Genomic DNA, 12,870 nt, shown 5'->3' with positions numbered 1-12,870 from the left:
GATGATCAAGAGCCGAATACGGTTTTCATCGGCTATAGGCCGAGGATATCGCTTCCGAAGCGGCTGCTATGTCCGAGGGATGGCCGGCCTGCCTGAGGGCCGCGCCATACGCTACGACATTCGAGAGCACCGTCTGGAATGCGGCGCGCGGACCAGTATGGTTCAGCCGCACGAGACGGGCCAGCGCGGTTCCGACGCCTTCGCTCAGCTCGACCCCGAGCTGCCCAGCGGCTGCGATCAGCGCGGCAGGCGCCAGCGCCTCCGGCACCGGTACCGCCGTCACCAGGTTCGAAGCCCTTGCTGCAGGGACCCATGCCGGGGTTCCGAGTGCGGCAAGCCCCGCCCGTGTCGCCGATGCCGCCAGCGCATGGCGGGCGACGACATTCTCCAGGCCTTCGGCCTCGACGCGGTCGAGCGCCGTCTCCAGCGCGATGAATTCCAGCGGCGCCGGTGTTCCCGGCAGGCCACGCCGGCCGCCGTCGATCCAAGTCTTCAGATCGGCCAAAGACAAGATCGAATCGCGCGGTGCGCCGTCACTGAGGATCAAATCCCAGGCCCTGCCGCTGACCGAAAGCGCGGACACGCCAGCCGGACCGCCGAGCGCCTTCTGTGGCCCGATCACGGCGATGTCGATACCGAGACCGTCGACATCGAGCTGATGGCCGCCGACCGATGCGACCGCGTCGACAACCGTGACGATGCCGCGAGCCCGGGCAAGCGCCAGTATCTCGGGCAGGGGGTTGAGAATGCCGCTTGCGGATTCCGCGTGCACCAGCGCGAGAACATCGATCTTCGGACCCGTCTGGAGCGCTTTGGCGACTGTTTCGATCTCGATCGGCAGGCCCGGTTCGGCGACGATATCGGCGACCGCCGCGCCACCCCGCCGCAGCCATTGACCGAACCAGCCGCCATAGGGGCTGGTGATGATATTGAGTGCTGAAAGGCCGGGGCGCGCAAGGCTGACCGCCGCCGCCTCCAGCGCCACCACCGCCTCGGCCTGCACCAGCAATATGTCGTTGCGGCTGCGCAAGATACCGCCGATCCTGTCGGCAAGGACGGCGTAGCGTTCTGCGGGATAGGAGGGCACGCCATGCAGGGGATTCCAACCAAGATCGGACATGGATACTTCCTTCAGCAAGGATCGGTCACGAGACGGGGGACGGCGGCAACGAGTGCGCGGGCGGCGGCCGATTGCGGCGCGGCAACGACCGCCGCTGCCGGTCCGGTCTCGACGATCCGTCCGCCATCCATAACGGCGATGCGGTGGGAGACGGCGCGGACCACGGCAAGATCGTGCGAAATGAACAGACAGGCAATGCCCTGTTCTTTCTGGAGATCAACCAGAAGCTCCAGGATCCTGCCGCGCACGGTAACGTCGAGCGCGGACACCGCCTCATCGAGCACCAGCAGCGAGGGCCGCGTCGCAATCGCCCGCGCAATCGCTACACGCTGCCGCTGGCCGCCAGAGAGTGCCCGCACCGGACGGGCGGCATGATCTGCGGTGAGGCCGACACGATCGAGCAGCTCACCGATCTCCCTGGGGCGCCGGTCTTTTGCGACGCCGTGGATGCGAAGCGGATCATCGAGCACTGCACCGACGCTCGCCAGCGGATTGAAAGCGGCGAGCGGATCCTGAAACACCATCTGCATACGCGCCCGCCGGCGGCGCAAAGGCGCACCATTCAGCGCGAGCCAATCCTCTCCCTCGAAACGAATCGAGCCGGCATCGGCAGCAACAAGCCGCAGCAGAATGCGCGATAGCGTCGATTTCCCGCTGCCGGAGGCGCCGACGAGACCGAGCGTTTCCCCGGCCGCGATGGTGAGCGACACATTATCGAGAGCAACAATCCGGCGTCCCGCAGACGAAAAACCTTTCGACAGGTTTTCGATGGAAAGCAGCCTGTCGTTCATGACGGCACCTCTGCGATCAGCGGCGGCGTCGCGAGATCGCGATGGCTGGCGATCAGGGCGGCGGTATAGTCGCTCTTGGGCGCCGAAAGCACCGAACGGACGGGGCCGGCCTCGACCAGCCTCGCATTGCGGAAAACGGCGATGCGATCGACGAAGCCTGAAGCCAGCGCTATGTCGTGGGTGATGAAGAGCAGCGTCATGCCGTCCTCGCGCACCAGCCCGTCGAGCAGGCGGACGATCTCGGCCTGGACGACGACGTCGAGCGCGCTGGTCGCCTCGTCGGCAATCAGCAGCGCAGGCCTCGCGGCGATGGCTGCGGCAATCGCCACGCGCTGGCGCTGGCCGCCGGAGAGCTGATGCGGAAAGACCCGCATCGCCTTGTCAGGCTGCGGTATCCGTACCCGCCCGAGCAATTCCTCGGCCCCAACATAGGCCTGCTTCCAGCTGAGTCCGAGATGGCGCTTGGCGCCCTCGGCGATCTGTTCGCCGATCGTCAAAACGGGATTGAGGCTGGAGCCCGGATCCTGGAAGACGAAGGCGAAATCGCGGCCTGGGCGGGGCGGATGGCCAAGGCCGGGCCAAAGTATCTCGCCGCCGACCTTCGTTCCCTCCGGCAGCAGACCGGCAAGCGCGCGGGCAAGCGTGCTCTTGCCCGAGCCGCTTTCGCCGATGATCGCCAGCCTTTCGCCGGCGACGATATCAAGATCGATATCGTCTAACGCGACCGCACCGCTGCTGCCGCGCCCATAGGTGACCGAAAGCTGTCGCAGGCTCAAAAAAGTCCCGCTCATGCCGCCCTCGCGCCATTGTCGCCAAGCGCCTTGCCCAGACCCTCGCTGAGGAGATGGACGCCGAGCACGGTCACGGCGAGTGCCGCACCCGGTATGACCGAGAGATAGGATGCCGAACGCAACACGCTGCGGCCCTCGGCGATCATCGAACCCCAGGTGGCGATATTGGGATTGCCGAGACCCAGGAAGGAAAGCGCTGCCTCGGTGAGGATCGCACCGGCGACGATGGTGGCCGAAAGCGCCAGCACCGGCGGCAATGCATTCGGCAGGATTTCCCGGAAGGCGATTTCGGCCGGATGCATGCCGATCACCCTTGCCGAGGCGACATAATCCTGCTCGCGGATCGCAAGCACCTGCGCTCTCGTCAACCGCGCCGGATCGGCCCAGGTGCCGAGTGCGATGGCAAGGACGACAACCGGCGTCGAGACGCCGATGGTGCTGACGAAAGCAAGGGCGAGCAGGAAAGCCGGCACGATTTGGAAGGCGTCGACCACGCGCATCAGCGCCTCGTCGACGAGCCCGCCGGCAAAACCGGCCGCAAGGCCGACGCAGAGCCCAAGCACCATGGCCGCAAACGCCGCCGCCAGGCCAACGGCAAGCGAGGTTCTGGCACCATAGAGCAGGCCCGCCAGCACGTCGCGGCCGAGACGGTCGGTCCCAAGCGGAAAACCCGGATCGGCGAATGGCGCCAGCAGGGCGTGGCCGGCAATTTTCAGCGGATCGCCCGGCGAAATAACGGGAGCGAGCAGCCCGGCCGAAAGCAGGACGAGAAGGATCGCAAATCCTGCAGCACCTTCCGGCGTGCGCAGCAGTCGCCGCAGCCAGCTCATGCGCCGCCCTCCGATGCGCCGATGCGCGGGTCGAGTGCGGCATAGATGAGATCGACGAGGAAATTGACCGAGATAACCAGGACGGCGCTGGTGACGATGATGCCCATCAACAACGGCGCGTCACGGCCGTTGACCGCCTCCTGCGCCAGCCGCCCGAAGCCCGGAATTGCGAAGATGCTCTCGATCACCACGCTGCCGCCGAGCATGGCCGCCGATTGCAGCCCGAGCATGGTGACGAGCGGCAGCAGCGCGTTGCGGGCGACATGGCGCAGCACGATCCGGCTCCGCGACAGACCCTTGGCCCGGGCGAAGAGCACGAAATCGAGCTTCCAGGCCTCGGCCATGCCGCTGCGCATCACCCGCAGGAACAAGGCGAGATAGATCAGCGCCAGCGCGCCGACCGGCAGAACGAGATGATCGGCGATATCGAGCGCGCGCGAAAATCCTGTCTTGCCGGAAGCGATCGTCTCGACGCCGGCGATCGGAAACCAGCGCAGCTTCACCGAGAAAGCAATGCTCAGCACCAGACCGAGCCAGAAGCTCGGAATGGCATAGACGATCAGCGAGCCGATCGACAGCAGCCGGTCCCGCAGACCGCCCGGCCGCGCCCCGGCAAGGATGCCGAGCGCTGAGCCGAGGCCGAAGGATAGCGCCGTCGCGCTGCCCATCAGCAGCAGCGTATTCGGCAGGCGTTCGGCAATGAGCGCACCGACCGGCCGGCCGAAGGCGACCGACCAGCCGAGATCGAAGCGTGCGAGTGAGGAAAGATAGAGCCAGAGGCGCGCGAACATCGATTGGTCGAGGCCGTAGCTCTCGCGCAGCGACTGCCTAAGTGCGGCATCGCCACCGCCGATCGAGCCGAGATAGGCGTCGACAGCATCGCCCGAGGCGGATTCAAGCAGGAAAAAGGTGAAGATCACCACGATCAGCAGCACCGGAATGCTGCTGATCGCCCTGCGCCTCAGGAGGATGATTGCACGTCTCACGCCGGACAGGGCCTCTCGAAGAGAATTGCCGCCGATCCTATCACGATTGCAGCGCCGTATCGCCCCAGTTCGAGACGGCCCAGCGCGGATTGTCCGCGACGTTGAGCACGCTGTCGCGCGCGACGGTGATGAAACCCCATTCCGCGACGTTGATCAGCGGCAGATCGGCTGCGACGAGTTGCTGGAACTTGCGGTAGAGATCGGTGCGCGCCGCCGCGTCGACAGTCTCCGAGGCCTGCTTGATGATCTTGTCGAGCTCTGGATTGACGTAGCCGCCCTGATTGGAGAAGGGCACGCCGGCTGGCGTGCCGGACTGGACGAGAATGGTGGTGGAGATCGCCGGATCGCCGCGGAAGACCGGCGGGCCGACGGCGAGATCGAAGTCGTGATCGGTATAAACAGCCTTCTGATGCGCGGCCGCATCGGCATTGACGATCTCGGCGTTGATGCCGATGACGGCCAGCGCCTGGCGAAGGTAATCGCCGAACTGGCGGGTTTCGTTGAAATAGGGCGCGGGGCGAAGCTTCAGCGTGAATCGGTTGCCGTCTGCCCCTTGCTTGTATCCGGCCTGGTCGAGGATGTCGTTGGCGGCGGCAGGGTTGAAATCATAGGCCGCGACATCCGGCGTGTAGAACTGCGGCGCATTCTTCGGCACGGGACCGGTGGAGGCGGCGGCGTAGCCGAGGAAGATGGTGTCGACCACGAATTTCTTGTCGATTGCCTGCGCGATCGCCTGGCGCACCCTGAGATCGGCAAGCTCCTTGCGGCGATGATTGATCTCGACGACGAGCTGGTAGGTCAGGGCCTCATAGCCCTTCGAGATCACCTTGATGCCGGCGACCTTCGAGATACGGTCGAGATCGGCCAGCGGCACGGCCGAGAAGGCGGCAAGCTGGATTTCTTCGGCTTCGAGCGCCGAACCCGCCGCCTCGCGATCGGGCAGCACGCGGAAGACGATTTCGTCGAGCTTCGGCTGGTCCTTGTTCCAGTAACTCTCATTGCGCGTCAGCCGGTAATATTCACCAGGCTTGTGTTCGGCGAATTTGAACGGCCCGGTGCCGATGAGCGTATTGTTAGCCGGATTGGTGGCGATATCGGTGCCGTCGAAGATATGCTTGGCCACGACGCTGGTCACGACAGGCAGCGCGTTGCGGATCAGCTGGAATGGCGTCGGCTTGGAGAAGCGGAAGATGGCGGTGTAATCGTCAGGCGTATCGACGGCTTCGAGATTGGCGAAAACCAGGCGGCCGAGATTCTGCAGCGGCTTCCAGATATTGAGCGCGGAGAAGGCGACATCGACCGAGGTGAACGGCTTGCCGTCGTGCCAGGTGACGCCGTCGCGTAGCTTGAAGGTGACGGAAAGGCCGTCATCCGAACCCTCCCAGGAGGTGGCGAGGCGAGGCGAAAGCCCGTCCTTGCCGTCGAACGACGCTTCGGCCAGCGGCTCGATGACCTTGCTTGCGACGAAAAAGACGCCGTTCGAGGCGACGATGGCGGGATTGAGGTTCTTCGGCTCGGAATCGGCCGCAACGATCAGCCGACCGCCGCCCGGCGCCGTCTGCGCAAGCGCCTGCCGGGCGAGCGCCGTCGAGGCAAGGAGCAGGGCAGTGCCCTTCATCAGCGTGCGCCGCGATATAAATGATACGGTCATGACCCCTCCTGATCGGTGAACAATTCGCCAGACTATATTCGAAGCGAAAAGATCAGTGCGACGGATATTAAATTCAAATGCGCGAGCCGGGCGAGATATTTTTCTGCCCTGTGCGCATTCGCCTGAGCAAGGCGTGCCGGTCAGCCGCCGGCGGCAAGCCTGACCGGTTCTCCGGCGAGGTTCCGATAGGCCGCCCCCGGATGCGGCGCGACGAGCCGCGGCCCCGCTCCCCCAAGTTTTTCCCGCAACGTTCCCTTGGCGTAGTCGGTCTTGTAGACGCCCCGCTTTTGCAGTTCCGGCACCAGCAGATCGACGGCATCCTCGAAACTCTCTGGCGTCACGGCATAGGCAAGGTTGAAGCCGTCGACATCGGTATCCTCGATCCATTCTTGCATCAGATCGGCGACCGTTTGCGGCGAGCCGACGAAAACAGGGCCGAAACCGCCGATGCCGACCCAGTCGGCCATTTCGCGCACCGTCCATTCCTTGGTGGGATCGATGGTGGTGAAAGTTTCGACAGCCGATTGCACCGCATTGGTATGGCGGTGCCGTAGCACCTCGTCCGGCCCGAACTGGCCGAAATCGATGCCGGTCCAGCCGGAGATCAGTGTCAGCGCGCCCTCGAACGAGGCGTATTTGCGGTATTCGTTGAACTTCCGCTGCGCTTCCGCATCGGTCTCGCCGAGGATCACGGTCTGCAGGTTGAAGGCGAGGATTTCGCGCGGGTTGCGGCCGACGCGTTCGGCCGCCTCGCGGACATTGGCGACGTAACGCTTCAGCACCGCCTTCGATGGAGAGGCGACGAAGATGCATTCGGCATGGGCGCCGGCAAAGTCCTTGCCGCGGCTGGAGGCGCCGGCCTGGTAGAGCACCGGCGTGCGCTGCGGCGAAGGTTCGCTCAAGTGAATGCCGGGCACGTTGAAGTGCTTGCCGGAATGGCGGATCGGATGGACCTTGTCGGGATCGGTAAAGATGCCGGTTTCGCGGTCGCGAACGACGGCGCCGTCCTCCCAGCTTCCCTCCCAGAGCTTGTAGCAGACCTCGAGATATTCCTCGGCGAGGTTGTAGCGATCGTCATGCTTGGTCTGTGCGGGCTGGCCGATATTGAGCGCGCCGCTATTGAGATAGGAGGTGACGATATTCCAGCCGACGCGCCCCTTGGTCAGGTGATCGAGAGTCGAGATTCGGCGGGCGAAAGTGTAGGGATGCTCGAAAGAGAGCGATGCCGTCAGCCCGAAGCCGAGATGCTCGGTCTCGTAGGCCATGGTGGGGATGAGCTGCAGCGGGTCGTTGACCGGCACCTGCGCCGAATGGCGAAGTGCAGCATCGACATTGCCGTTCAACACATCGTAGACGCCGAGCACGTCCGCGATGAACAACCCGTCGAACCTGCCGCGCTCCAGCGTCTTTGCCAGATGCACCCAGTAGTCGAGATCCTTGTAGGTTGAGGACTTGTCGCGCGGATGGCGCCAGAGCCCCGGCGACTGGTGTCCGACGCAATTCATGTCGAAGGCGTTCAGCCTGATTTCGCGGGTCATGTCTTTCTTCCTTGGAATTAGGGATTGCTGCGACCGAGGCCGTAGGTCAGCGCCAACGCGCCGACGAGCACGGCGCCCTTGATGAAATCCTGGGTGTAATAGGGGGCGTTCAGCATGGTGAGGCCGTTCAGCAGCACGCCGACGAAGACCGCGCCGGCAATGGTGCCGAGCACGTTTGGGCGCCGCAGGTTGAAGACGGCAAAACCGATCAGCGCGGCGGCGACCGAATCCATCAGCAGCGAGCCGCCGGACGAGATATCACCACGCCCGACGCGGGCGGCGATGACAATGCCGCCGAGCGATGCCAGCGTGCCTGAAATTACATAGGCGAGCGTCTTCAGCCGCACCGTCGAGGCGCCGGCAAGCCGGGTCGCGATCTCATTGCCGCCGGTCGCAAACAGCAGCCGGCCGATGCGAGTGCGTTCGGTGAGAATGAAGAGTGCGATGGCGACTACCGCCATCAGCACCACGGCAACGGGCAGGGTGCCGAGGATGCTGTAGCGGCCGATCAGCAAAAAGGTCGGATCGTAGGCACCGGTGGCTTTCGAGCCGTCGGGCAGGGTGAGGCCGGCCGAAATCGACCGGCCGGCGGTCGGGATCAGCTGCAGGCCGGAGAGCAGGAACATCATCGCCAATGTCGCCAGGAGGTCCGGCACCTTCAGGCGCACGATGAGGAAGGCATTGACGAGGCCGACCAGGGCGCCGAAGGCAAGCACCAGCGGCACCGTCGCATAGGCATCAAGGTGCCAGACGATCATCGCGTAACTCGCCACCATCACGCTCGATGCGGCGACCGCGCCGATCGACAGGTCGAAACCGCCGACAGCCAGCGTGACGGTGACGCCGGCGCCGAGAATGGCGACGACGGACACCGCCTGCAGGATGCTCATCAGGTTGGCGATATTGATGAAGGCGGGTTGGGCAATGGTGAAGCCGACGATGAGCAGCGCCAGCAGGATGAACACCGCGCCCGCCCGCAGGAACGCCCCGAGGGCTGCGAGACGGCCGTTATCGGCTTGCGGCGATGCCTTCGGCCGGGCGCTTGCCTGCGGAAGAGTGTCGTCATCGATCGTCGTCATGCGGATATTCCCTGAATGGCGGAAGGAGCGGCAATTCCGCCTGCAGCGGCCTTCAACACGTGGCGGTCGATGACGAGGATGCGGTCGGCCACCTCATAGGCCTCCTCCGGATCGGAGGTCGCGATCAGTGTCGCCCGATCGTTGCGGGCGCGGATTGCCCGGATGATGTCGTGACGGGCGCCGACGTCGACGCCCTGGAAGGGTTCGTCGAGCAGCAGCAGCCTGCTCGGTTCCGCCTCCCAGCGGGCGATCACCGCCTTCTGCTGGTTGCCGCCGGAGAGCGACCAGATCGAAGCGAGCGGGCCTGCGGCCTTGATGCCGAGACGGGCGATTGCCTGTTCGGCTTCGCGTCGCTCGCGGCCGCCGACAAGGAAACCGCGCGGATACCATTTGCCAAGATGCGGCAGGCTGATGGTCGCCGACAGCGAATGGCCCGGCCATGCCGGCGGCATCAGCGAGGAGCGATGACGATCTTCGGCCGCCATCGCCACACCTGCGGCGATCGCTTCAGCGGGGCCTTTCGGCCGGTAGGGCCGACCGCCAAGGAACATCGCACCATCGGCAAGCGCCGTCACCCCGAAGATCGCCGACAGCAGCCGGCTCTTGCCGGCGCCGAGCACACCGGTCACCGCCACCACCTCGCCCTCATGCAATGACAGATCGAAGGAGGCGGCCCCAGAGAACAAACGGGCATTACGCATCTCGAAAATCGCCGATCCGGTCGCGGGCCGCGCATCCGGCCGGGCCGCATCCAGTCTGCGGCCGATCATCGTCTCGATGGCGCTCGAAAAATCGATCGGCCGTGAGAAGGTGCCGACGACGCGACCGCCGCGCATGACGAGCGCGCGGTCGGCGATGGCTTCGAGATCGGCGGTGCGGTGCGAGATATAGAGGATCGCCAGTCCGCGCTTGCGAAGCTTCAGCAGAATATCGAAGAGGCGGCGGCTTTCCTCTCCGGAAAGGCTCGCCGTCGGCTCATCGAGGATGAGGAGGTCGGCGCGGTTGGCAAGCGCCCGGGCGATCGCCACCAGCTGCCGATCGGCGCTGGCGAGGTCACCGAAATCACGGTCCAGCGGCAGGGTGAAGCCGGCGGCATCGAGCATGGACTGCGCGGCACGGCGGATGCCGGCGCGCGAGACGAAGAAGGGTGTGCTGCGATCGGCAAACCGGTTGAGCAGCAGCGCGTCGGCAACGGTCAGACCGGGCGCGCCGACGAGATCCGTCGACTGATGCACCGTGACGACACCGGCCCTTGCTGCTTCGGCCGGGCTACGCGGCGCAAAGGCGCGGCCATCGAGACTGACCATGCCGCCATCGGCCGGAAGCACCCCGGAAAGGATCTTGACCAGCGTCGATTTGCCCGCGCCGTTCGCACCCATCAACGCCACGATCTCGCCGCGTTCCATAGAAAAATCAGCGCCGGCAAGTGCCCGCGTCGACCCAAAACTGCGGGTGATATTTTCAATGTGAAGAAGCGGCATCGATAAAGGTCCGGGACTGCAATCGAAGCCGGAGTGTGCCCTGTCCGGGCGGCCGAACTCCAGGCACGGCTTTCCCCGGCGAACGGCCCTGGGGAAACAAAGAATCTCCCACAGCCCGTAAAATCGGATCATTTACTCTACTAAAAACATAGAGATTATATCTAATAATCCGACGCGTCGCGAGGGCTGCCAGACCTGTCAGACGACGCTCCCGATTGCTAAAAGGAACGCGACGATGAAATCCCTCGCACGGCTCGCACTGTCTGCTGCCGTCATTCCGTTCATTTTCATTCAAGGCGCAAAAGCCGACGGTCTGTCCGGCGCTCCTGCCCCTTTCGACAAGGGCGGCGTCAAAGTAGCGCTGATCAGCTACATCTCGGCCGGCGATTTCTTCCAGGCCTACCAGGCAGGGGCTGAAGCCCAGGCCAAGGCGCTGGATATCGACCTGCGCATTTTCCCCGGCCGGCAGGATGCCGCCGAGCAGCGCGAACAGATCCTCCAGGCGATCAATCTCGGCGTCTCCGGCATCGTCATCGATCATGGCCTGCCGGAATCGCTCGGCGACGTCGTGCAGCAGGCGCTCGACAAGGGCATCAAGGTCGTGGCCTTCGACGTCAACCTCAACAATCCCAAGATTCCGCAGGTGGAGCAGAGCGATCACGAACTCGCGTCACTGGCGCTCGAACAGGTAGTGAAGGACAACGGCAACAGCTTCAACGCCGGTTATGTCTACGTCGCGGGCTTTGCGCCGCTCGACCGCCGCAACGAAGTCTGGGATAAGTTCAAGTCGGACAATAAAGGCGTGGTCGAAAAGGCCCGTTTCGGCAATGTCAGCGACACGACGGCGACTTCGACCGCCGATCAGGCGAAGGCCGTGCTCACCGCCAATCCCGATATATCGGTCGTCTTCGCCCCCTATGACGAATTCGCCCGCGGCGTGAAGCTCGCTGCCAACGATCTCGGCATAGCAAGCAAGCTCAAGATCTATTCGGCCGACGTCTCGACGGCCGATATCCAGGAAATCACCGAGGAGGGCAGCCCGTGGGTCGCGACCGTCGCGACCAATCCCGCCGTCGTCGGCGCCGTCTCCATTCGCGCCGCAGCACTCGAAATCGCCGGGCAGACAGTTCCCCACCAAATCACCGTGAAGCCGACGCTTCTGACGCAGGAAAGCCTGCGTGCGGCCGGCGTCAAGACGATCGAGGAACTGGCCGAAAAGATCCCGGCCTTCAGCACGAGCGATGCGGCGACCGCTAGCTGGATCCCGGACAAGCTGTTCTGAGAACTCGCATTTCGATCCTTCCGGCGGAAGCGTGCGGCTCCCGCCGGATCATCTTTTTGGAGAATTGGAGTTCCGCCCATGAGCCAATCCAATGTCATCTTCGCGGCCAGCCGCAACCCGACGCGTGAAGACCTCTTTGCCCGTGCCGAGGAGATCTCTGCCGACCTGTCGCGGCGCGCCGCAGACCTCGACCGCGAAGGCCGTCCGCCGCTCGCCGAGATCGTCAAATTGAAGAATGCCGGGCTGCTCAATGCGCTGCATCCCACGCAAATCGGCGGCGGCGGCCTCGATTGGGTCGACGGGCTGAGGCTGGTGCGCATTCTCGCCCGTGGCGAGAGCTCGATCGGCCAGCTGCTCGGCTATCACTACGTCAATAGCCAGTACATCTATTGGGCCCTCGATGCCGCGCGCGCCCACGCACTGGGCAGCGATACGGTCGCCAGGAATCTCTATTGGGGTGCGGCCGTCAATCCGCGCGATCCCGGGCTCGTGCTCACCCGTCGCGGCAATGGTTATGTGCTGAACGGACGCAAGTCCTTCTCCACGGCGGCTCGGGTCTCCGACTATATCAATGCCAACGCGACGCTCGACGACAAGATCGCCGGTTTCGCCGTGCCGACCAATCGTCAAGGTTACGTCGCCAATGACGACTGGGACAATATCGGCCAGCGCCTGTCCGACAGCGGCAGCGTCGAATTTCATGATTTCCCCGTTTACGAGGAAGATTTCGTCGGCGCGCCGGCTGCACCCGACGTGGCGCCGCCGGTGCTGTCGACCTTCAATACGCCGTTCATCCAGCTGGTCTTCGTCAACTTTTATCTCGGCACCGCGGAAGGCGCGCTGCAGGCGGCGGTCGATTACGTCCGCAACACGACCCGGCCGTGGATCACCTCCGGTGTCGAGCGGGCGGCCGATGATCCCTATATCCTCGAACGCGTCGGCGAATTCACCGCCGCGCTGGAGGCTTCGGCGGCCCTTGCCGACAGTGCGGCAGCCGCCGTGCAGGCGGGTCTTGCCCGCGGCCGCGACGTCACTGCGCGGGAGCGCGGCGAGGCGGCGACGGAAGCCTATGCCGCCAAGGTCCACGCCACCCATGTCTCGCTCGACATCACCTCGCGCGTCTTCGAGCTGACGGGCGCTCGCTCGACGGCCGACAAATACCGTTTCGACCGGTTCTGGCGCAATGTCCGCACTCACACGCTGCACGACCCGGTCTTCTACAAGGCGAAAGAAGTCGGTGAATTCGTGCTGAACGACAAGATACCGGAGGTCAGCCTCTATAGCTGAGCGCCCATCTTTCATCGAACGCAAAAACCCCACT

The 12,870-nt window shown here is 64.4% G+C and carries 11 protein-coding genes; 2 read left to right on the top strand and 9 right to left on the bottom strand.

What is annotated here, in order from left to right:
- Nucleotides 1–25 precede the first annotated feature (25 nt).
- From GFM02_RS27735 to GFM02_RS27695, 9 genes are all read right to left on the bottom strand, one after another.
- On the bottom strand, nucleotides 26–1,120 hold the full coding sequence (locus GFM02_RS27735; RefSeq protein WP_168323421.1) for a pyridoxal-phosphate-dependent aminotransferase family protein: 1,095 nt from the start codon (nucleotides 1,118–1,120) through the stop codon (nucleotides 26–28).
- 11 nt (nucleotides 1,121–1,131) lie between these two features.
- A complete protein-coding gene (locus GFM02_RS27730) occupies nucleotides 1,132–1,911 on the bottom strand; it encodes an ABC transporter ATP-binding protein (RefSeq protein WP_168323420.1) in 780 nt (259 codons plus the stop codon).
- Nucleotides 1,908–2,702, bottom strand: coding sequence for an ABC transporter ATP-binding protein (locus tag GFM02_RS27725; protein ID WP_168323419.1), 795 nt, complete (start codon nucleotides 2,700–2,702; stop codon nucleotides 1,908–1,910). The genes GFM02_RS27730 and GFM02_RS27725 overlap by 4 nt, the downstream gene beginning before the upstream one ends.
- Nucleotides 2,699–3,532 (bottom strand): ABC transporter permease, encoded by an 834-nt coding sequence (locus tag GFM02_RS27720; protein ID WP_168323418.1) that lies wholly within the window; start codon nucleotides 3,530–3,532, stop codon nucleotides 2,699–2,701. The genes GFM02_RS27725 and GFM02_RS27720 overlap by 4 nt, the downstream gene beginning before the upstream one ends.
- Entirely contained in the window at nucleotides 3,529–4,518 is a 990-nt protein-coding gene (locus tag GFM02_RS27715; protein ID WP_168323417.1) for an ABC transporter permease subunit, read from the bottom strand. Before GFM02_RS27715 ends, GFM02_RS27720 begins: the two co-directional genes overlap by 4 nt.
- A gap of 40 nt (nucleotides 4,519–4,558) precedes the next feature.
- The gene (locus tag GFM02_RS27710; RefSeq protein ID WP_168323416.1) at nucleotides 4,559–6,169 is read right to left on the bottom strand and encodes an ABC transporter substrate-binding protein; all 1,611 of its coding nucleotides are present in this window, start codon (nucleotides 6,167–6,169) and stop codon (nucleotides 4,559–4,561) included.
- Between the two features lie 140 nt (nucleotides 6,170–6,309).
- Nucleotides 6,310–7,707 carry an LLM class flavin-dependent oxidoreductase gene (locus GFM02_RS27705; protein WP_168323415.1) on the bottom strand — a complete coding sequence of 466 codons (1,398 nt, stop codon included), beginning with the start codon at nucleotides 7,705–7,707 and terminating at the stop codon, nucleotides 6,310–6,312.
- Nucleotides 7,708–7,724: 17 nt separating this feature from the next.
- A complete protein-coding gene (locus GFM02_RS27700; RefSeq protein WP_168323414.1) occupies nucleotides 7,725–8,786 on the bottom strand; it encodes an ABC transporter permease in 1,062 nt (353 codons plus the stop codon).
- Complete coding sequence (locus tag GFM02_RS27695) at nucleotides 8,783–10,267, bottom strand: sugar ABC transporter ATP-binding protein (protein ID WP_168323413.1); 1,485 nt, start codon at nucleotides 10,265–10,267, stop codon at nucleotides 8,783–8,785. The genes GFM02_RS27700 and GFM02_RS27695 overlap by 4 nt, the downstream gene beginning before the upstream one ends.
- A 235-nt stretch (nucleotides 10,268–10,502) precedes the next feature.
- Between GFM02_RS27695 and GFM02_RS27690 the strand changes: the two genes are divergently transcribed.
- Entirely contained in the window at nucleotides 10,503–11,549 is a 1,047-nt protein-coding gene (locus tag GFM02_RS27690) for a substrate-binding domain-containing protein (RefSeq protein WP_072642410.1), read from the top strand.
- A 78-nt stretch (nucleotides 11,550–11,627) separates the two neighbouring features.
- Entirely contained in the window at nucleotides 11,628–12,836 is a 1,209-nt protein-coding gene (locus GFM02_RS27685; protein WP_168323412.1) for an acyl-CoA dehydrogenase family protein, read from the top strand.
- Nucleotides 12,837–12,870 lie beyond the last annotated feature (34 nt).

Source organism: Rhizobium leguminosarum bv. viciae (assembly GCF_012276115.1).
Classification (GTDB): domain Bacteria; phylum Pseudomonadota; class Alphaproteobacteria; order Rhizobiales; family Rhizobiaceae; genus Rhizobium; species Rhizobium leguminosarum_T.
Note: the sequence above shows the minus strand (reverse complement) of the source record. Positions and strands in the feature narration are given on the sequence as shown.